The sequence below is a fragment of the Sphingopyxis sp. Q841 genome (assembly GCF_052384365.1).
GTDB lineage: Bacteria > Pseudomonadota > Alphaproteobacteria > Sphingomonadales > Sphingomonadaceae > Sphingopyxis > Sphingopyxis terrae_A.
In genome coordinates this window covers 240,533-259,042 of the sequence record NZ_JBQSUM010000001.1, presented here as the reverse complement: position 1 = coordinate 259,042, position 18,510 = coordinate 240,533, and the positions used below count along the sequence as shown (strand labels likewise).

Sequence of the window (18,510 nt, the reverse complement as noted above, 5' to 3'; positions counted from 1 at the left end):
ATTTGCCGCGTGGGGGCTTGCATTTTGGCGCGAATCTCTCTAGTGGCCGCCCCAACGGAACGTCGCGCCTTTGCGACGCTCTTTTTATTGCCCGAATATCGGCGAGCTATGGCAACCCGGATTTCCGCCGGAAGCCTCGGCCGTCTGACGAACAGGAGACGACACGGCGTATGCAGATCATCGTTCGCGACAATAATGTCGACCAGGCCCTCCGCGCGCTCAAGAAGAAGCTGCAGCGGGAAGGCGTGTATCGCGAAATGAAGCTGCGCCGTCACTACGAAAAGCCGAGCGAAAAGCGTGCGCGCGAACGCGCCGCCGCCGTCCGCCGCGCCCGCAAGATGGAGCGCAAGCGGATGGAACGCGACGGTATCAAGTAAGACCGTCTTCGATACGAAATCCTGTTTCGTAGAAGGGCGCCGCGGCAACGCGGTGCCCTTTTTCTTTGCCTGTGGTGCAGGACTTATCCTAGCGCGTCGACTTCTTCGGCCAGCGCCAGCCAGCGATCCTCGGCTGCGGCTTTTTCCGAGCGCAACGCGTCGAGCTTTGCCGTCAGGGCGCTGAAACGCGCATTGTCGCGCGTGAACAGGCTGCCGTCGGACAATTCGGTTTCGATGCCGGCCATCTCCTTCTCAATCTCCTCGATACGGCCCGGAAGCAGGTCATAGTCGCGCTGGTCCTTGTAGGAGAGTTTCCGGCGTGCCTGGGGCGGTGGGGGCGGCGCGGTATCGGCGCCGGCCGCCTTGGCTTTCGCCGACGAGGGCTTGCTGCGCTTGGCTTCCCAGTCGGCATAGCCGCCCGCGACGATATCGACCTTGCCGGATCCGTCGAGGCCGAGGGTGACCGTCACGGTGCGGTCGAGGAAGTCGCGATCGTGGCTGACCAACAGCACGGTTCCCGCATAGTCGGCGATGACCTCCTGCAAGAGGTCGAGCGTTTCGAGGTCCAGATCGTTGGTCGGTTCGTCGAGGACGAGCAGGTTCGATTCGCGCGCGAATTCGCGCGCGAGCAGAAGCCGCGAGCGTTCACCGCCCGAAAGCGCGGCGACGCTGGCCTCGGCAACCGAAGGATCGAAGAGGAAGTCCTTGAGGTAACCCTGGACATGCTTCTTCACGCCGCGCACCTCGACCCAGTCGCCGCCGTCCGCGAGGATGTCGCGCACGGTCTTTTCGGGCGACAGCAGGCTGCGCTGCTGATCGATGACGATGCCATCGAGCGTCGGGGCGAGGGTGACCTTGCCCTCGTCGGGTTCGATTTCGCCAGTGAGCAGCTTCAGCAGCGTCGATTTGCCCGCGCCATTGGCGCCTACGATCCCGATGCGGTCGCCGCGCTGGACGCGAAAGTCGAAGTCCTTGATGATCGTGCGATCGCCGAAGCGCTTGCTGATATGGTCGGCGACGATCACCGACTTCGAGCGGACGTCGTCGTTGGCGAGGCCGAGCTTGGCGACGCCGGGGCCGCCGATCATCGCCGCGCGCGTGGCCCGCATCTCGATCAGCTTTTCGAGCCGGCCCTGGTTGCGGCGGCGGCGCGCGGTCACGCCGCGCTGGAGCCAGTGTGCCTCCAGCTTCAGCTTCGCATCGAGCTTTTCCGCGGCGCGCGTTTCTTCGGCATAGATGGCCTCCATCCACGCATCGAAGCCGCCGAAGCCGATTTCCTTGCGCCGGATGCCGCCGCGGTCGAGCCAAAGGGTCTGGCGCGTCAGGCGCGTCAGAAAGGTGCGGTCGTGGCTGATGGCGACGAAGGCGCCGGAGAAGCGTGACAGCCAGCCTTCGAGCCAGTCGATCGCCGCTAGGTCGAGGTGGTTGGTCGGCTCGTCGAGCAGCAACACGTCGGGGTTCTGCGCCAGCGCGCGCGCGATGGCGGCGCGGCGACGCTCGCCCCCCGAGGCGCTTGCCGCTTCGCGCGCCATTTCGATGCCAAGCTGGTCGGCGATCGCCGCCACCTCATGTTCGGCGGGCGGGTTCGCGCCGCCGATCGCATAGTCCATCAGCGTCGCATAGCCCGTGAAATCGGGCTCCTGCTCCAGCAGCACGACGTGGGTGCCGGGGACAATCGTCCGCTTGCCCTTGTCGGGCTCGATACGTCCGGCGAGCAACTTGAGCAGCGTCGTCTTGCCCGCACCATTGCGGCCGATCAGTGCAAGCCGATCGCGCGCGCCGACGTAGATGTCGAGATCCTGAAACAGCCAGCCGGTGCCCTGCACCAGGGCCAGGCCTTCGTAAGAGAGAATGGGAGCTGCCATGATGAACGGCTCGCTACATAGGCGTTCAGCGTCATGCAAGCGCCGAGCGCCCAAAGGCGGGAACGGGCCCACTCCGTCCTGCGTATGGGGTGGGTATCCACGATCGGCCGGGGGTCCGGCCTACAGGAGTTTGATATGACCAAGCATATGTTCACCGCCATGGCGACCGGCATCGCGCTGCTGGCTGCGACGCCGGCCATTGCACAGCAGGGAGGTTCGACGGTGACGACAGCGACGACGGAAGGACCGATCCTGAGCTTCAGCGTGAGCGAGGAGGTCCGTTCGCGGCCCGATGAGGCGACGGTGGGCGCCGGCGTGACGACGACCGCGCCAACCGCAGTCGAAGCAATGCGGCTGAACGCCGCCGCGATGGACAAGCTGATCGCCGCTGCCAAGGCACGCGGGATCAAGGCCGAGGATATTCAGACAAGCGGCATCAGCTTGTCGCCGCAATATGACTATAATAATCGTAGCGACGGTCAGCCGCCGCGCTTCCTGGGCTATCAGGTCAGCAACAGCGTGCGCGCGACGACGCCGAAGATCGACGATATCGGGCCGCTGCTCGATGCGCTCGTCGCGGCGGGTGGGACCAATATCGATGGCCCCTGGTTCGCGATAAAAGATCCCGATGCGCAGCTTGTCGGCGTTCGCGGCGCGGCGATCAAGGCTGCCGAAGCGAAGGCGGCGGACTATGCCAAGCTGGCCGGCTATCGCGCCGCCGAGCTGGTTTCGATCAGCGAAGGCGGTGCTGTCGGCGGGCCGGTCCCCATGCCGCGCGTGCAGATGATGGCCGCAGAGGCCAAATCGACGCCGGTCGAGCCGGGTCAGGTCGGCAACACGTTGACTTTGAGTTTCCAGTATCGGCTGGTACGCTAAAGGTCTGGGCCGTGTCTCGGCAGACGCCGAGGCACGGTCGGCCGGATCAGCCTAGCTCGCCCTCGGCCCATGGCCAGGTGCGTTCGCGGAACCATTTGGTGATGATATATTTGCGGCCCTTGCGCACCTTCATTCCGTGATGGAGCGTCTCGGGGTTCGGCTTTCCGTCCGCGCGGACATTGTTCCACGCGACGAGTTTGCCCGTTTCAGGCTGGTGCATCTTGCCCGTGGCGAGAAAGCGCGTCGCGCCGCCCGCCTGGGGCTGGTTGAGATAGACCATCAACGTCCAGGTTCGCTGTCCGGGAATCGCGCAATAGGTCTCCCAGTCGGCGCCGTGCGGGTCGAAATAGTCGGTATGCGCCTTGAACTCCTGCCCCACATCATAGCGCTGCCCCTGTAGCGGCTCGCCATGATCCAGCGGTATTCCGGTGATATCGTGCAGCCGCGCGTTGACCGCCCGCACCAGCGGATCGCGGTGATCGAGGTCGCAGGTCGTGCTGGTCCGGAAAGCTTCGTCACCATTGGGATCGGCGATCGTCGAAGGGCGCACGTCGCGGTCGATCTGCGCCATCAGCCCGGCGCATGTTGCGGGATCGAGAAAACCCACCAGCATGAATTGCTGCAGCTTGGGCGTCGGTGCGCGCCGGATGCCGGGAAGCAGCGCCAGCCGCTCGGCGGTACGGTCGGCGCCCGACAGCGCCATATCGACATGCTCGTTTCCGGACATGGCCTCTTTTAGGCGGCGTTGGTCATGCGAACAATGCTTGACGAAAGAGGTGGTCACGCCTATCGCCGCGCGCTGTCGCAGGCGGTCTCGCCCGGCATATGGCGATCGTAGCTCAGTTGGTTAGAGCACCGGTTTGTGGTACCGGGGGTCGCGGGTTCAAGTCCCGTCGATCGCCCCATTTTCAAAGCTTTTCGTTGATCAGAACCGTGGCGATCCCTTTGGGGGTGACTCGCGCCGGCTATTTCATTATTACGCCCCTACGTAATTTTTTAACGCGAGGGTGACGCCATGTCCGCAGTCTGGGATTTCGCCGATTTCGACGATCATGAACATGTTCACATGTTCCGCGATCGCGACAGCGGACTGACGGCGGTCATCGCCGTGCATTCGACCCACCTCGGCCCCGGTGCGGGCGGGGTGCGCTTCTGGCATTATCCGCAGCGGTCGGCCGCGATCGTCGATGCGCTACGCCTCTCGCGCGGCATGAGCTATAAGAATGCGATGGCGGGGCTGCCGATGGGCGGCGGCAAGGGCGTAATCCTGGCCGACGAAGCCGGCACCAAGACCCCCGAACTGCTTGCCGCCTTCGGTCGGGCGGTCGAATCGCTGGGCGGCGCCTATGTGACCGCGGAAGATGTCGGCATCACCGACGCCGACATGGTCCAGATCGCGAAGCAGACCAAACATGTCAGCGGCCTTCCGGTCGCGAGCGGCGAGGCCGGGGGCGACCCCGGTCCCTATACCGCGCTTGGCGTTTATCTGGGTATCAAGGCGGCGATCCGCGAAGGGCTGGGTACCGACAGCGCCGCGGGCGTGCGGATCGCGATCCAGGGCGTCGGCAGCGTCGGCGGCGGCGTTGCGCGGCGGCTTGCGGCCGAAGGCGCGAAGCTGACCCTTGCCGACGTCAATCTGGCGCGCGCAAAAGCACTGGCAGAGGAATTGGGTGCCGATCTCGCCGACTCGGCGGCTATCATGGAAATCGAAGCCGATGTGCTCAGCCCCAATGCGCTGGGGGCGATCCTGACCGAACGCAGCATCGAAAAGTTGCGCGTGCCGATCGTCGCGGGCGGCGCGAACAACCAGCTCGCAACCGCCGCCGACGGGCAGCGCATCCACGATCGCGGCATCGTCTACGCGCCCGATTATGTGATCAACGCCGGCGGCATCATCAACGTGGCGCTCGAATATCTGGGGCAGGGCAGTCAGGAGGAGGTCGAAAGCCGCATCCACCTGATTCCGGGTCGCCTCGCCGAGATCTGGGCCGAGAGCAAGGCAAGCGGCACGCCGGCAGCGACGGTAGCGGATCATATGGCGCAAAAGCTGATCGGGCGGCGCTGACCAGCGGCCGGTTGCAACATGGGATGGCGCGCGCGCGAAAACGCGCTAAGCCGCTCCCATGAAGCGGCATTTCTATCTGGTTTCGGGATGGGCCTCATTGGGGCTCGGCGCGCTCGGTGCGTTCCTGCCGCTGTTGCCGACCGTGCCCTTCGTGATCCTAGCCGCCTTCTGCTTCGCGCGCTCGTCGCCGCGCCTCGAGGCCTGGCTGCTCACGCATCCGACCTTTGGAAACCACATTGTTGCTTGGCGCGAGAAGGGGGCGATCAGTCGCCGCGGCAAGCTTGCTGCAAGTGCCGCCTTTGTTTTCAGCATTGCGCTGGCGCTGCTCTTTGCGCCCTGGCCGTGGATGATGGCGCCGATCATCGCGGCCGTCGTAACGGGAAGCTGGATATGGACAAGGCCGGAGGCATAGCCCCCGGCCTTGTCCCTTTCAGCAATGTCGTCCGAGCTTAGAAGTCGACCGACACACGCCCATAGACGAAGCGACCGCTGAAGCCGAACGGCGACTGCGACGAATAGGGCAGGAAGCTGTTGTTCAGGCCATAGTTATAGCCATCGACAACCCCGAACGGCAGGCGGTCCGGATATTCGTCGAGCAGATTATTGGCACCGACGGCGATCTGCACCGGCTGGATCGGGCGGAAGCGGAACTCCAGATCGACAACCCATTTCGGGGTCAGGGTGATATCGCCAGGAGCGGCACCCTTCGGGATGGTGATGTCGAGGCTGGGGCCGGGCAGAAAGACCTTGCCATAGCGATTGGCACGGAGCGTCATGCCGGCGGGACCCGCCTCCCAATCGACCCCGACGTTCAGCTTGTTCGAGGGCTGGCCGTCGGTCAGGCGGAAGCTTTCGGGGCGAGCGAACAGCCGCTGCGCCGTAAAGCCGCTGAACGTTCGGCGATCGGTGATCTTGGTATCGTTGAGATTATAGCCGGCAGTGAGCGTAACCTTGCCGATCCCGAAATCGGGCAGGCGATAGCTTCCGACGATATCGACACCCTGCGTGCGGGTGTCGATCCCGTTGATGAAGAAGCGTGCCGATGTGCCCTGCACATTGGCTGCCTGAAGGATCGCGACGACGTCTGCGCCCTGCAGGTTTTCGGTGAGCGTGATGCGATCGTTGATCTTGATGCGGTAATAATCGACTGTCAGGCTGAGTCCGCGAACCATGTTGAAGGCGAAGCCGCCGCCGAAGTTGACCGATTTTTCCGGCTTCAGCGGCTGCGCCCCGAGTGCGACGGCAATCGGCGATGCAACCGGGAAGGTGCCGATCTCGATCAGCGTCCCGTTCACATTGTTCGTCGAGGTGGTCGAGAAGAACTGCTGGGCCATCCCCGGTGCGCGGAAACCGGTCGAAACCGACCCGCGGAAAGCGAGACCGTCGATGGGCTCGAACCGCGCCGCAAGCTTCCCGTTCACCGTGTCGCCGAAGTCCGAGAAATGTTCGTAGCGGCCGGCGGCCTGGACGTTGAACATATCGCTGATATCGGCATCGAGTTCGAGATAGCCGGCAAAGCTGTCGCGCGACTTGTCGATCGCGGTGGTCGGCGAAAAGCCGGGGAACACCTGCGAACCCGGCGCCGCGCCGTTGGAGAAGGTGTAAGGACCGGCGATATAGCTTTCGAGCTGCCCCGGAACGATGCGGTAATTCTCGTTCCGCCATTCCGCTCCGAGCGCCAGCGTGGTGCTGCCGATACCGAGGTTCAGGTCACGGCTTGCGTCGAGGTTGACCGAGGTTTGCCCCGAGCGGAGACCGCCTGCGTCGAACTTGCGCGGGCTGTGCAGGCTGCCGAGCGAGGTGTTCACGCTGTTCTCGACGCCATAGTCGAGCCGGTTCGATCCATAGTTGACCGACAGGTCGAGGTTCCAGCCTGCGGTTTCGCCGCGCAGCCCGCCGGCGATGGCGATATCCTGAATGGTGCTGGTAATCAGCGGCAGGAAGCCGTCGGGATAGATTGGCTGGCCGCCATTGTCCCAGTCGGCGTTGCGCGAGTCGAGCGAGCGGCGATAGAAGCCCGCGCCATTGGCGTCACGGATGCCGTAACTACCGAAGCTGTAGAGCTCAAAGCTTTCGCCAACATCCATCCCGGCGTTGAAGAAGAAGTTCATGTCCTTCGATTCGCCATCGCCGAAGCGGTGTTCGTAGCGGTTGAAGGTCACTTCGCGCGGATCCCCCGCAGCGGCATAGTTGCGCCGCAAATCGGGGCCCGAGCGGTTGGTTGGCGAACGGTCCTTATATTCGGCCGTGAAGTTGAAATAGCCCGCATCGCCGATCGGCAGGCCTATATTGGTCCCGATGGTCCAGGTGTCGCCGTCGCGGCGCTTGCGATCCTCGCCCGTGTAGGTGATTGCCGGATCGTCGGACGCTCCCGTCGTCGGTGCGACGCTGGCGACCTGCGCGACATCCTCCATCGTCGTGATATATTTGCCGAAGCTGATCTGCGCACGGCCCCCGACGCTTTTCTTGAGCTGGATGTTGATAACGCCAGCAATCGCGTCCGAGCCATATTGCGAGGACGCGCCGTCGCGCAGCACCTCGATACGCTCGATTGCCAGCGGCGGAATCGTGTTCATGTCGACGCCCGCCGAGCCGCGTCCGATCGAGCCATTCAGGTTGAGCAGCGACGAAAGATGGCGGCGCTTGCCGTTCACGAGCACGAGCACCTGGTCGGGCGCGAGGCCGCGCAGCGTGGCCGGACGCAGCGAGTCCGTGCCGTCGGTCAGCGACGGCTGAGGGAAATTGAACGAAGGAACGAGCTGGTTGAGTAGCCGGTTCGTTTCGGTCGTCCCGCTATTCTGCAGCGATTCACTCGAGATCACGTCGATCGGCACGGTGCTGTCGGCGATCGTCCGGTCGGTCCGGCGGGTGCCGGTTACGATGATCGTTTCGTTCGCATCCGCGTCGTTGGCGCCTTCCTGTGCGAAAGCCGGCGCAGTCCAACCGCTTGCGACAAGAGCGGTGGCGAGCGCGAGGCTCGATAATTGGGTCGTGTTTTTCATGGTCATCTTTCCCTGTTGATTGCCCCTAGAAACGACCTGCACAGGTTTGATGAGAAATGCCGACGCTTCCACCCCTCACGCGGCCGAGCGGGGCGCTATTATTTCGTTTTGGTGACATATGTGGCAATTGAGCCACACAATTGCCGCATACTAAGTAATTTTATGTCTTCCCATCATTGCTATCGATATCATTCGTGCGCGACGCCGATGGCGTCAATTGTCTAGACCGCGGCCGTGCGCTCGCCTAAGGCTCGGCGCGCGATGCACGCCTATGCGAATCCGACCCGTTTCCTGGCCATTGCGCGTCCGCTGACGCCGTGGCTGCTGTGGCTGGGACTGGCGTTCTTGCTCGCCGGCGCATGGGCCGGGCTGACGATGGTGCCGGGCGAAGCGAAGCAGGGCGAGACGGCGCGCATTCTCTATGTTCATGTTCCCGCCGCCTGGCTCGGCATGGGGGGCTGGACGTCGCTCGCTCTTGCAGGATTGGTGCAGCTCGTGTGGCGGCACCCGCTGGCAGGGATTGCGGCGCGCGCGATCGCGGTTCCTGGCATGCTGTTCACCGCACTGTGTCTCGCGACCGGATCGATCTGGGGAAAGCCGACCTGGGGAACCTGGTGGGAGTGGGACGGCCGCATGACGTCGATGCTCGTGCTGCTCTTTCTCTATGCCGGTTTCGTCGCGTTGACGACGGGCGACGAAAGCGAGCAGCAGGGCGGAACGCTTTCGCGCGGTGCCGCGATTTATGCGCTGGTCGGCGCGATCAACATCCCGATCATCAATCGCAGCGTCGTGTGGTGGAACAGCCTGCATCAAGGGCCGAGCATCACCATGCGCGGATCGAGCATCGACGGCAGCCTGTTGTGGCCGCTGGGCTTGACCTTGGCCGGATTTTCGCTGCTATTCGGGGCGATCGTATTGATGCGCATGCGGCGGATCATAGCCGACAATCGGGTCGCGGCGCGCCTGCGCCGGTTGGCGGACGATGAGGGGGGCGAATTTTGACCGGCGTCATAACCGGAAACGGCCAATGGGCCTATGTCGCGGCTGCCTATATGCTGACCGCGCTCCTGACCGGAGCGGTGGTCTGGCATAGCTGGCGGACGATGACGAAGGCTGAAAAGCGCAGCGCTGCGCTGCGCAGGGACCGGACATGAAAGCGAAACATCAACGACTGATCCTGGCGGCGGTGGCGCTGTGCGGCGTCGGCGGCGCGGGGGTTCTCGCGGCGAGCGCGCTGCGCGACGAGGCGGCCTATTTCCGCACGCCTGCCGAAATTCAAGCGGGCAAAGCCGAAGTGGGCGAAGCAATGCGGCTGGGCGGAATGGTGGCGGCCGGCAGCATCAGGCATCAGCCCGACGGCGTGACGATCCGCTTCGTCGCCACCGACGGCAAGGCATCGATCCCAGTCGAATATAAGGGCATCGTGCCCGATCTGTTTGCCGAAAATGCCGGAATGGTCGCCGACGGCCGGATGCGGGCCGATGGCACCTTTGTGGCCGACCGTATCCTGGCCAAGCATGACGAACGCTATATGCCGCCGCAAATGGGCGATATGCCCAAGGCTATGAAAGCAGCGCCGAAAGCATGATCGCCGAACTGGGTCTCGCGCTGTTGTGGATGGCTGCGGCGCTCGCCTGCCTGTCGCTCGTCGCGGGCAGCCTCTATCTGCGGAGCGGCAAAGGCGATCTTGCAGCCCTCGTCCGGCCGGCGAGCGTCGCGCAGGGCGTTTTGACCGCGGCGGCTTTCGCGATGCTGATCGCGCTTTTCGTGCGGTCCGACATGTCGGTCGAACTGGTGGCGCGCAACAGCCACAGTTTGAAGCCGATGCTGTTCAAGGTCGCGGGCGCCTGGGGCAATCATGAAGGATCGATGCTTCTGTGGCTCACGATCCTCGGCTTGTCGGGCGCGCTCGTTGCGATCTTCGAAAAGCGGCTGCGCGAGGATACGCTGGTCGCAACGCTTGCTGCGCAGGCGGCGCTGAGCCTCGGCTTTTTTGCGTTTCTGCTCTTTTCATCGAACCCCTTCAAGCGGCTGCCGATCGCGCCGCCCGACGGGCAGGGGCTGAACCCGCTGTTGCAGGATCCCGGGCTCGCCTTTCACCCGCCGACGCTTTACGTCGGCTACGTCGGTTTGTCGGTCGCCTTCAGCTTTGCGGTCGGCGCGCTGATCACGCGCGAGATCGGCCCGGCCTTCGCGCGCGCCATGCGGCCGTGGGTCTTGGGAAGCTGGATTTTCCTGACTCTGGGAATTACCGCCGGCAGCTATTGGGCCTATTACGAGCTGGGCTGGGGCGGCTGGTGGTTCTGGGACCCGGTTGAAAATGTGTCGCTCATCCCGTGGCTTGCAGGCGCGGCGCTGCTCCACTCGGTGAGCGTGACCGCGACGCGCAACGCGTTGCGCGCATGGACGGTGATGCTCGCGGTTGTCGCTTTCTCCATGTCAATGGTCGGCACGTTCATCGTGCGGTCGGGCCTGCTGACCAGCGTGCACAGCTTTGCCGTCGACCCCGAACGCGGAACCTTCCTGCTCGCGCTGATGGCGATCTACATCGGCGGCGCATTGACGCTGTTCGCGTTGCGCGCCAGCAGCGTCGCCGAAGGCAAGAAATTCGCGCTGCTCAGTCGCGAGGGGTCGCTCGTCATCAACAATCTGCTGCTCACGACGATCCTTGCGCTCGTGCTGCTCGGTACGCTCTATCCGATCGTGGCTGAGGCCATGGGCGAAAAGATTTCGGTCGGACCGCCCTATTATAACAAGGTTGCGGGCCCGCTCGCGCTGATCCTGTGTCTGGTCATGGTGGCCGGTCCGCTACTCGCCTGGCGCAAGGACGACGGGCGCAAGCTGTGGTCGCGACTTCCTGCCGCGATTCTTGCCGGGTCGGCGGTGCTGTTCGGCCTGATCCTGTTCGGCGGTAAGGTCGGCGTGCTGCCGCTGCTTGGCATGACGGTCGCCGGGATCGTCGCGGTTGCCAGCCTGGCGCCATTGTGGGGCCGCAATCTGCGCCGGACGCCGCTGCCGACATGGGGCATGGTGATCGCGCACTTCGGCGTCGCGGTCGCGCTTGCCGGGATGGCCGCCGAAAGCGCTTTCATCAAGGAACGGCTGGTGGCTGCGGCGCCGGGCGAGACGGTCACCGTCGATGATTTCACGGTGAAGTTCGTCGGCGTCCGCCCGATCGCTGGCCCCAATTACACCGCGGTCGAAGGAACGCTGATCGCGACATCGCCCTCCGGACACAGCTTCACCCTGCGGCCCGAGGCGCGAACTTTTCCGGGCCTGATGGGCGGCGCGCCAACCGAAACCAATGAGGCCGCATTGCTGACGCGGCCGGGCGGACAGCTTTATGCCGTGCTCGGCCAGCCGGTCACGGGCGCCGATGGCCGCGCCGACCGCTACCAGCTTCGCCTGTGGTGGAAGCCGCTCGTCTGGTGGATCTGGCTGGGTGGGGCATTGATCGCGATCGGCGCGGCGCTGTCGCTGCTCGGCCGTGCGCAATTGCTGGCCCTGTGGCGCAGTCACCGCGCGCGCAAGGCCGAGGGGCGCTACGCATGAAGACCCGCTGGATCCTGTTCGTGCCTTTGGCGATTACCGCGCTGCTGTTTGGGGCCTTCATCTATCGCCTGACGACTCCGCCCGAAACGCTGATCCAGTCGCAGTGGATCAACAAGCCGATGCCGTTGTTCGACCTGCCGCCCGCAACCGCCGGCGTCGAGGGCCTGAAAAGCAGCGACCTCGCCGACGGGCGGCCGCGCCTCGTCAACGTCTTTGCCAGCTGGTGCATCCCGTGCCGTGCCGAGGCGCCGCAGCTTGAGGCGCTGAAGGCCGCGGGCGTTCCGATCGACGGCATCGCGATCCGCGACCGGCCCGACGATGTGGCGCAATTCCTGCGGGAAAATGGCAATCCCTTCGACCGCATCGGGTCGGATGTGCAAAGCAGCGTCCAGATCGCGCTCGGCTCGTCGGGCGTCCCCGAAACCTTCCTGATCGACGGCAAGGGGATCATCCGCGAACAGATACAGGGCGTAATCCTTCAGGAACAGGTGCCGGAAATCGTCGCCAAGCTGGAGAAGATGAAGTGAGGGGCTGGACCATCCTGCTCGCCTCGCTTGTTCTGGCCGCTGCGCCTGCGGCCGCGCAGGATCGCCTGCCGCCGGCGCCCTATGCCTATCAGCAGCTTCCCGATCCCGCGCAGGAAGAAAAAGCCAAGGCACTTATGGAAACGTTGCGCTGCCTCGTCTGCCAGGGGCAGTCGATCGCCGACAGCGATGCGCCGCTCGCCGGCGACATGCGGCATGAGGTGCGCACCAAGATTGCCGCGGGAGAAAGCCCCGATGCGATCCGCCAATGGCTGGTGGCGCGCTATGGCAATTGGGTCAGTTACGATCCGCCGTTCGATGCGGCCACCGCCCTGTTGTGGCTCGGGCCGCTCGCTTTCCTGTTGCTCGGAGGATGGCTGGCCTTCGGGCGTTTCCGCCGCGACGCAGGCGATGCGGAGAACGCTCCATGATCTGGATGTGGATATTGCTTGTCGGCTTGGTCACGCTGGGCGCCATCTTCTTGTTCGGCAAGCTGCCGGCGGCGGCTCGGCCGCTTGCTGTCGCTGCGGTCATGGTGGGCGTCGCCGGTTATGCTCTGCAGGGTAGCCCATCCTTGCCCGGCAAGCCGATCGTGGCGCCCGAACAGCTTGAAGGGTTCGGCGAGGCGATCACCGATCGTCAGCAGGGTATGGCCGACCGTTTTGGACCGGCCGCACAATGGATCGCGATGTCGGACGGCTTTGCGCGAACCGGCAAGACGGCGCTGGCTGCGCAAACGCTTGAAAAGGGGCTGGAGCGTTATCCCGACAATGTCGATCTTTGGGTCGGCTTGGGCAATGCGCTTGTTGCGCATGGTGGCGGCGTGATGTCGCCCGCCGCCGCGCTCGCGTTCGATGAGGCCGCAAAGCGCGACCCGAACCATCCCGCGCCGCCTTTCTTTGCAGGCCTTGCGATGGCGCAGAGCGGCGATCTGAAGGGTGCGGACGCGGTATGGAGCCAGCTTCTGGCGCGCACCCCGCCCGATGCGCCGTGGCGCGCGGACCTCGAGATGCGGCTGGCCCAATTGCGACAGGCGATGGGGCCGGACCTGTCCCCCGATGCGCCGACCGGGCCTTGATTCAATGCTATTCCTGTCTCTCCCGCTGGTCTAAGGCGCGCCAATGACTGTCGAGTCGCAACAGGGTCAGGCAAGCGCCGAAAGCGCCGCGCCCACCGGAATCGAAGCGGGCCAAACGGGTCACGGCCATCACGGTGACGGCACGCTGAAGCTGGCGGTCGGCGCCGTCGGCGTCGTTTTCGGCGATATCGGCACCAGCCCGCTCTACGCTTTCCGCGAAACCTTCGCCGGCCATCATTCGATCGAAGCCGACCAGCTGCACATCTATGGCGTGCTCAGTCTCGTCTTCTGGTCGATGATGCTGGTCGTCACTTTCAAATATGTGATGACGATCATGAAAGCCGACAACAAGGGCGAGGGGGGCAGTCTGGCGCTGCTCGCGCTGATAAGTCGCTCGTCGGGCGGTGCTCGCTGGACCTGGCCGATCGTTTTGCTCGGCGTTTTTGCCACCGCGCTCTTTTACGGCGACAGCATGATCACTCCGGCGATGTCGGTGTTGTCGGCTACCGAGGGGCTGCAATATGTCAGCCGCGGTTTCGAACCCTATATCGTTCCGATCGCGCTTGCGATCCTGATCGGCCTCTTTGCGATCCAGTCGCGCGGAACCGCGAAGGTCGGGATGCTTTTCGGGCCGATCATGCTCGGCTACTTCCTGATGCTCGCGGTGTTGGGCGTCATGCATATCGTCGATCATCCGACGATCGTCATGCACACGCTGAACCCCATCAACGCGATGCGCTTTTTCTATTATGACGGCTTCACCGCCTTCATCGCGCTTGGGGCCGTCGTCCTCGCGGTAACGGGGGCGGAGGCGCTCTATGCCGACATGGGCCATTTCGGCCGCGCGCCGATCGGGCTGAGCTGGTTGTGTTTCGTACTACCCGCGCTGATGCTCAATTACATGGGGCAGGGCGCGATGGTGCTTGCCGGACAGGTCGCACCTACGGCGCAACTGATCCAGGATCCCTTCTTCCTGATGATGCCCGACGCGTGGCGCGTCCCCGTCGTGCTGCTCGCGCTGCTGGCGACGATCATTGCCAGTCAGGCCGTCATTTCGGGCGCCTTTTCGTTGACGCAGCAGGCCATCCAGCTCGGTTTCGTGCCGCGCCTGCGGGTCGAACATACCAGTGCGTCGGCGCAGGGGCAGATTTACATTCCCGTCGTCAATTGGGGCCTGATGGTTATGGTCATTCTGCTCGTGCTGTTCTTCGGTTCGTCGAGCAATCTGGCTGCGGCTTATGGTATCGCCGTGACCGGCGCGATGTTCATCGACACCTGTCTGATGAGCGTGGTGCTGTTCAGCCTGTGGCGCTGGCCGGCGTGGAAAGCGCTGCCCGTGCTCGCGGTATTCTTCATCGTCGATGTCGCCTATTTCGGCGCCAATCTGATCAAGGTGCCCGATGGCGGCTGGGTGCCGCTCGTGATCGGTCTGACGATCTTCACCATGTTGACGACCTGGTCCCGCGGCCGCAAGCTGATGCAGCAGGAAATGGCGGAAAGCGCGATGCCGATCCCGGTGTTCGTGAAGTCCGCGGCGAACAGCGCAACGCGCGTTCCGGGCACCGCTGTCTTCATGACGTCGACCTCCGATGGGGTGCCGCACGCTCTGCTTCACAATCTGAAGCACAACAAGGTGCTGCACGAACGCATCATCCTGTTGACCATCAAGATTGCCGACGTGCCGTTCGTGCCGGAAACGAAACTCTGCCAGCTTGACGATCTGGGGCAGGGATTTCACCGACTGATCCTGCACTATGGTTTCATGCAGCCGGTCGACGTGCCCGATGCGCTGAAACGCACGACCGCGTGCGGCGGCGAATTCAAGATGATCGAGACGAGCTTCTTCCTGTCGCGTCAGACGCTGATTGCCGCCAAGAAGCCCGGCATGCCGATCTGGCGCGAAAAGCTGTTCGCATGGATGCTGCGCAATTCGGAAAGCGCGATGGAGTATTTCCGTCTGCCGACCAACCGCGTGGTCGAACTGGGAAGCCAGGTCGCCATCTGATCGTCAGCTCTGAACAGACAGGCGTCTGAAAATCGGCGCGCGTCGTGCGATGCTGGGGCGAACCCATCGGGACGCGCGACATGCAAGCAGGGATTAGCTCCGCCTCGTTACGGCCCGCCGCGCCGGCGCCCTTCGCGCTGATTGCGGGAAATGGCTTTTCGACCCTGCCGGGGGGCGCCGAAGTCGCGCTGACTCATACGGCGCCTCGCTCGGAGCCGCTGGCGCTGTCGTGCGGCCATGCCCAAAAGCCGCGGCCCTCACCATGGTTATCATGATGTGATGACGGCGCGGGTCGATAGGATCCGGATATGTTTCGAGCGGCAGATCAATCGCGACGCCCCCGCGGCACGGCGCACGGCCGCGATGAGTCTGGCGTTGCTGCAGGACAGCTTGCGCCGCGCGCTCACCGACCGCCGTGGCACCGGCTTTAACCGGCGCGATCCGATGCGCTTGTTCGCGGATCGCCCATATCTTGACGAAGCGATCTCGCGGCTGTTCCGTTAGCCTTGGAGCCGCACCTTGCCCTGCAATTCGGACCATGCGTCCTGATATTGCGCTTCGAGTTCAGCGACGAATTCGGCGACCGGGCGCACGCCGCGGACCGAGGCGATCCCCTGACCCGAGCCCCAGATATCCTTCCATGCCTTCGCCTTGGTGTTGCCGCCAGACCCGAAGTTCATCGTCTTGAGGTCGCCTTCCGGCAGATTGTCGGGATCCATCCCCGCGGCCACGATCGACTGGCGCAGATAATTTCCGTGCACGCCGGTGAAGAGGTTTGAATAGACAATGTCGGCCGCGCGCCCTTCGACGATACCGTTCTTGTAGCCGTCGTCGGCATTGGCTTCGGCAGCGGCGATGAAAGCGCTGCCTATATAGGCCAGGTCGGCGCCGCACGCCTGGGCAGCGAGGATCGAGCGACCGTGGGCTATGGCGCCCGAAAGCGCCACCGGGCCATCGAACCATTCGCGGATTTCCTGCACCAGCGCAAAGGGCGACTGGGTGCCGGCATGGCCGCCGGCGCCCGCGGCAACGGGGATCAGTCCGTCGGCGCCCTTTTCGATCGCCTTGCGCGCGAAGCGGTCGTCGATGACGTCGTGCAAGGTGATGCCGCCCCACCCGTGGACCGCCTGGTTCAATTCCTCCCGGGCGCCCAATGAGGTGATGGTGATCGGCACCTTCCATTTTTCGCAGGTTGCAATATCCGCCTCGAGCCGATCGTTCGAGCGGTGAACGATCTGATTCACGGCAAAGGGGGCTGACAGCCGGTCGGGGTTGGCGCGGTCCCATGCCGCCAATTCCTCGGTGATGCGGTGGAGCCACTCGTCCAGCAGCGATTGCGGCCGGGCGTTGAGGGCCGGGAAGCTGCCGACAATCCCCGCCTTGCACTGCGCGATGACCAGATCGGGGCCCGAAACGATAAACAGCGGCGAGCCGATGACGGGCAGGCGCAGGCGGTCGAAAATCGGGGGAAGGGCCATGAATCAGTCTCTCCAAGATGGTCTTGAGCTTACCCTAACGTAAACGGAAGGTGGCGCAAGCATGAAGCGCCGCGCTCTGCTTGGCGTAGCCGCGTCTGGGGACATCGAGCGTGTTGGGCATCAAGACAGACGTGCGCCGTTGTTTGGAAGGATGGTGCCGTCGTTCGTCGAGCCGCAGCGTCGGCCCGTCGAAGAGACGATGCTTAGTAGATAAAGCAAAAATATCTCTATCTTTCTATAAGTTGGACTAAGCGTGTGCCGGTTGGGCGGTATGCGATTCGGAGTTCGCGCGTCGAGATATTGCCCTGCCCAGGTCGCAGGCTGGCCTGACAAGCCTGCCGGACCCCTTCGTTTCCCCCCGCCGAAGGATTTATACCATGCCTATCCCCTCCCCAAATAACGGTGTGCCGCGCGGCGGTTGCGACTGCCTGCCGCGACCGGCCGGTGATGCGCCCGCTATGCCGCCGCCAAACACATACGTCCTGCGTTACGAAGATCGATGGTTCGGCATCGAGAAGCACGTCGCTTTCGAGGCGGCAGATCTCGCTGCAGCGCTAGCCCTAGCTGAGAGCGAGCCGGTTGGTAGCTGGGCCGAGCTTAGTGATGGTGAAGGCGTGCTCATCTGCCGCCGCGGCGGGGCACTGGGGGCCGCGGATTACTGGTCGGTCGATTAGTCCGGCGCTGCATCAGTGGAGCGCTGCGACCAGCTGGCGCATCGTGGCGTGAAGCCGCATCATTTCCGTTTCGCCCAGCGTTTTCGTCAGTTCGGCCTCGGCCTCGCGGCTTAGACGGGCAAGGGTGTCGACCGCGGCTTTGCCTCGTTCGGTAAGCACAACCCGTTTCGCTCGCCCGTCGTCGGGATCGGGGCCGACGGCGACATAGCCGAGTTTGGCCAGGCTGTCGGTCAGATAGGCCATGCTCTGTTTCGTCATGCCGGCCCGCTCGGCGAGGTCGACGACCCGCGACCCGGCGGGGTCGATGTTGCGTAGCAGGCTGGAGTGAGCGGGGCGGAGGTCGGCGAAGCCGGCGGCGAGGGCCTGGCCGTAGATGCGGGTGCGCAGCCGGTCGTAGGCAAGGTGGAAGAGCTGAGCGAGGCGTTGGCCGTCGCCGGATGGCGGGGGAGGGAGATTTTCGGTCATTGCAGCCTCTTGACACAAGACAGATTAACTGTCTATTGCACCATTAGACAGAATAACTGCCTATATCGGCGATCCGCCGGAGGCTGTGATAGAAAGTGACGGCAATGGAGCAGGTGGTGGCCGCGATGGACCGCAGCGACGAGATGGTGGCCCGAAATCTGGCGGTGGCGGCGGAGCATATCGAGAATGAGGCGCGCGATCCGGCGTCGGTGATGGATCTTTATACCGATGACATCGTCCTGGAAGTGCCGGGGCGGGGGCTATATCTCGACAGCAAGTCGGCAATCGAGGCCAATTACCGCCGCATGTTCGCCTCGCTGGCCGAGGTCGAACTGGAGCCGCTCGACCGTTTTGCCACCGAAACTCGCGTCGTCGATGACATGAAGGTGCGCTTTCGCCTGACGGGTGACGGGATGGTCAATGCACCGGTGGCGATCGGGGCGCGGGTCGAGCTCCGGCTGGTGCATGTCTTTCACATGCGCGGCGGACGGATTGCCCGCGAAATCGTGCATGAGGAGTGGCGCACCATCGGCTGAGCGGCGCCTCGCA

At 64.0% G+C, this 18,510-nt stretch carries 19 protein-coding genes and 1 tRNA gene; 15 read left to right on the top strand and 5 right to left on the bottom strand.

The window, feature by feature from the left end; translation table 11 throughout:
* The first annotated feature begins 170 nt into the window (after positions 1-170).
* Positions 171-377, top strand: a complete 207-nt coding sequence (rpsU, locus tag ACT17R_RS01325; protein WP_003047635.1) for a 30S ribosomal protein S21 — start codon at positions 171-173, stop codon at positions 375-377.
* Between the two features lie 83 nt (positions 378-460).
* Here the strand turns inward: rpsU and ACT17R_RS01320 are convergent, their stop codons facing one another.
* Positions 461-2,242 (bottom strand): ABC-F family ATP-binding cassette domain-containing protein, encoded by a 1,782-nt coding sequence (locus ACT17R_RS01320; RefSeq protein WP_263587430.1) that lies wholly within the window; start codon positions 2,240-2,242, stop codon positions 461-463.
* Between the two features lie 135 nt (positions 2,243-2,377).
* On the opposite strand from ACT17R_RS01320, the gene ACT17R_RS01315 reads away from it, so the two are divergent.
* Positions 2,378-3,118 (top strand): SIMPL domain-containing protein, encoded by a 741-nt coding sequence (locus ACT17R_RS01315; RefSeq protein ID WP_444808828.1) that lies wholly within the window; start codon positions 2,378-2,380, stop codon positions 3,116-3,118.
* 46 nt (positions 3,119-3,164) lie between these two features.
* On the opposite strand, the gene ACT17R_RS01310 is transcribed toward ACT17R_RS01315, so the two are convergent.
* Entirely contained in the window at positions 3,165-3,845 is a 681-nt protein-coding gene (locus ACT17R_RS01310) for a prolyl hydroxylase family protein (protein ID WP_263587428.1), read from the bottom strand.
* Positions 3,846-3,946: 101 nt separating this feature from the next.
* On the opposite strand from ACT17R_RS01310, the gene ACT17R_RS01305 reads away from it, so the two are divergent.
* The 3 genes from ACT17R_RS01305 (at position 3,947) to ACT17R_RS01295 (ending at position 5,595) form a co-directional block, all read left to right on the top strand.
* Positions 3,947-4,023, top strand: a tRNA-His gene (locus tag ACT17R_RS01305).
* A gap of 110 nt (positions 4,024-4,133) precedes the next feature.
* Positions 4,134-5,183: a Glu/Leu/Phe/Val family dehydrogenase gene (locus tag ACT17R_RS01300; protein ID WP_444808827.1), complete on the top strand. Its 1,050-nt coding sequence runs from the start codon at positions 4,134-4,136 to the stop codon at positions 5,181-5,183.
* 58 nt (positions 5,184-5,241) lie between these two features.
* A complete protein-coding gene (locus tag ACT17R_RS01295; protein ID WP_263587427.1) occupies positions 5,242-5,595 on the top strand; it encodes a YbaN family protein in 354 nt (117 codons plus the stop codon).
* 37 nt (positions 5,596-5,632) lie between these two features.
* Here ACT17R_RS01295 and ACT17R_RS01290 read toward each other — a convergent pair whose 3' ends face one another.
* A complete protein-coding gene (locus ACT17R_RS01290; protein WP_186402278.1) occupies positions 5,633-8,185 on the bottom strand; it encodes a TonB-dependent receptor plug domain-containing protein in 2,553 nt (850 codons plus the stop codon).
* A 261-nt stretch (positions 8,186-8,446) separates the two neighbouring features.
* On the opposite strand from ACT17R_RS01290, the gene ccmC reads away from it, so the two are divergent.
* From ccmC to ACT17R_RS01245, 9 genes are all read left to right on the top strand, one after another.
* Positions 8,447-9,187 (top strand): heme ABC transporter permease CcmC, encoded by a 741-nt coding sequence (gene ccmC / locus ACT17R_RS01285; protein ID WP_444808826.1) that lies wholly within the window; start codon positions 8,447-8,449, stop codon positions 9,185-9,187.
* Complete coding sequence (locus ACT17R_RS01280; protein WP_186402276.1) at positions 9,184-9,339, top strand: hypothetical protein; 156 nt, start codon at positions 9,184-9,186, stop codon at positions 9,337-9,339. Before ccmC ends, ACT17R_RS01280 begins: the two co-directional genes overlap by 4 nt.
* The gene (gene ccmE / locus ACT17R_RS01275; RefSeq protein ID WP_062902721.1) at positions 9,336-9,773 is read left to right on the top strand and encodes a cytochrome c maturation protein CcmE; all 438 of its coding nucleotides are present in this window, start codon (positions 9,336-9,338) and stop codon (positions 9,771-9,773) included. Before ACT17R_RS01280 ends, ccmE begins: the two co-directional genes overlap by 4 nt.
* The gene (locus ACT17R_RS01270) at positions 9,770-11,737 is read left to right on the top strand and encodes a heme lyase CcmF/NrfE family subunit (RefSeq protein ID WP_444808825.1); all 1,968 of its coding nucleotides are present in this window, start codon (positions 9,770-9,772) and stop codon (positions 11,735-11,737) included. The genes ccmE and ACT17R_RS01270 overlap by 4 nt, the downstream gene beginning before the upstream one ends.
* Positions 11,734-12,264 carry a DsbE family thiol:disulfide interchange protein gene (locus ACT17R_RS01265; protein ID WP_186402274.1) on the top strand — a complete coding sequence of 177 codons (531 nt, stop codon included), beginning with the start codon at positions 11,734-11,736 and terminating at the stop codon, positions 12,262-12,264. The genes ACT17R_RS01270 and ACT17R_RS01265 overlap by 4 nt, the downstream gene beginning before the upstream one ends.
* Positions 12,261-12,692: a cytochrome c-type biogenesis protein gene (locus ACT17R_RS01260; protein WP_062902718.1), complete on the top strand. Its 432-nt coding sequence runs from the start codon at positions 12,261-12,263 to the stop codon at positions 12,690-12,692. Before ACT17R_RS01265 ends, ACT17R_RS01260 begins: the two co-directional genes overlap by 4 nt.
* Entirely contained in the window at positions 12,689-13,339 is a 651-nt protein-coding gene (locus ACT17R_RS01255; protein ID WP_062902717.1) for a tetratricopeptide repeat protein, read from the top strand. Before ACT17R_RS01260 ends, ACT17R_RS01255 begins: the two co-directional genes overlap by 4 nt.
* Before the next feature lie 43 nt (positions 13,340-13,382).
* On the top strand, positions 13,383-15,344 hold the full coding sequence (locus tag ACT17R_RS01250; RefSeq protein WP_062902716.1) for a potassium transporter Kup: 1,962 nt from the start codon (positions 13,383-13,385) through the stop codon (positions 15,342-15,344).
* Between the two features lie 237 nt (positions 15,345-15,581).
* Positions 15,582-15,848 (top strand): hypothetical protein, encoded by a 267-nt coding sequence (locus ACT17R_RS01245; RefSeq protein ID WP_444808824.1) that lies wholly within the window; start codon positions 15,582-15,584, stop codon positions 15,846-15,848.
* Here ACT17R_RS01245 and ACT17R_RS01240 read toward each other — a convergent pair.
* A complete protein-coding gene (locus ACT17R_RS01240) occupies positions 15,845-16,822 on the bottom strand; it encodes an NAD(P)H-dependent flavin oxidoreductase (RefSeq protein ID WP_186402270.1) in 978 nt (325 codons plus the stop codon). The two genes, ACT17R_RS01245 and ACT17R_RS01240, sit on opposite strands and share 4 nt — an antisense overlap.
* Before the next feature lie 686 nt (positions 16,823-17,508).
* Complete coding sequence (locus ACT17R_RS01235; RefSeq protein ID WP_444808823.1) at positions 17,509-17,961, bottom strand: MarR family winged helix-turn-helix transcriptional regulator; 453 nt, start codon at positions 17,959-17,961, stop codon at positions 17,509-17,511.
* A gap of 125 nt (positions 17,962-18,086) precedes the next feature.
* Here ACT17R_RS01235 and ACT17R_RS01230 point away from each other — a divergent pair, with 125 nt between their 5' ends.
* Complete coding sequence (locus ACT17R_RS01230; protein ID WP_234179979.1) at positions 18,087-18,497, top strand: nuclear transport factor 2 family protein; 411 nt, start codon at positions 18,087-18,089, stop codon at positions 18,495-18,497.
* Positions 18,498-18,510 lie beyond the last annotated feature (13 nt).

Coding starts and splice junctions, on each gene's coding strand:
- ACT17R_RS01310 (WP_263587428.1), bottom strand. CDS start 3,845: ATGTCCGGAAACGAGCATGTCGATATGGCGCTGTCGGGCGCCGACCGT.
- ACT17R_RS01255 (WP_062902717.1), top strand. CDS start 12,689: ATGATCTGGATGTGGATATTGCTTGTCGGCTTGGTCACGCTGGGCGCC.
- ACT17R_RS01270 (WP_444808825.1), top strand. CDS start 9,770: ATGATCGCCGAACTGGGTCTCGCGCTGTTGTGGATGGCTGCGGCGCTC.
- ACT17R_RS01250 (WP_062902716.1), top strand. CDS start 13,383: ATGACTGTCGAGTCGCAACAGGGTCAGGCAAGCGCCGAAAGCGCCGCG.
- ACT17R_RS01295 (WP_263587427.1), top strand. CDS start 5,242: ATGAAGCGGCATTTCTATCTGGTTTCGGGATGGGCCTCATTGGGGCTC.
- rpsU (WP_003047635.1), top strand. CDS start 171: ATGCAGATCATCGTTCGCGACAATAATGTCGACCAGGCCCTCCGCGCG.
- ACT17R_RS01290 (WP_186402278.1), bottom strand. CDS start 8,185: ATGAAAAACACGACCCAATTATCGAGCCTCGCGCTCGCCACCGCTCTT.
- ACT17R_RS01235 (WP_444808823.1), bottom strand. CDS start 17,961: ATGACCGAAAATCTCCCTCCCCCGCCATCCGGCGACGGCCAACGCCTC.
- ccmE (WP_062902721.1), top strand. CDS start 9,336: ATGAAAGCGAAACATCAACGACTGATCCTGGCGGCGGTGGCGCTGTGC.
- ACT17R_RS01245 (WP_444808824.1), top strand. CDS start 15,582: ATGCCCAAAAGCCGCGGCCCTCACCATGGTTATCATGATGTGATGACG.
- ACT17R_RS01240 (WP_186402270.1), bottom strand. CDS start 16,822: ATGGCCCTTCCCCCGATTTTCGACCGCCTGCGCCTGCCCGTCATCGGC.
- ACT17R_RS01230 (WP_234179979.1), top strand. CDS start 18,087: ATGGACCGCAGCGACGAGATGGTGGCCCGAAATCTGGCGGTGGCGGCG.
- ACT17R_RS01320 (WP_263587430.1), bottom strand. CDS start 2,242: ATGGCAGCTCCCATTCTCTCTTACGAAGGCCTGGCCCTGGTGCAGGGC.
- ACT17R_RS01315 (WP_444808828.1), top strand. CDS start 2,378: ATGACCAAGCATATGTTCACCGCCATGGCGACCGGCATCGCGCTGCTG.
- ACT17R_RS01265 (WP_186402274.1), top strand. CDS start 11,734: ATGAAGACCCGCTGGATCCTGTTCGTGCCTTTGGCGATTACCGCGCTG.
- ccmC (WP_444808826.1), top strand. CDS start 8,447: ATGCACGCCTATGCGAATCCGACCCGTTTCCTGGCCATTGCGCGTCCG.
- ACT17R_RS01300 (WP_444808827.1), top strand. CDS start 4,134: ATGTCCGCAGTCTGGGATTTCGCCGATTTCGACGATCATGAACATGTT.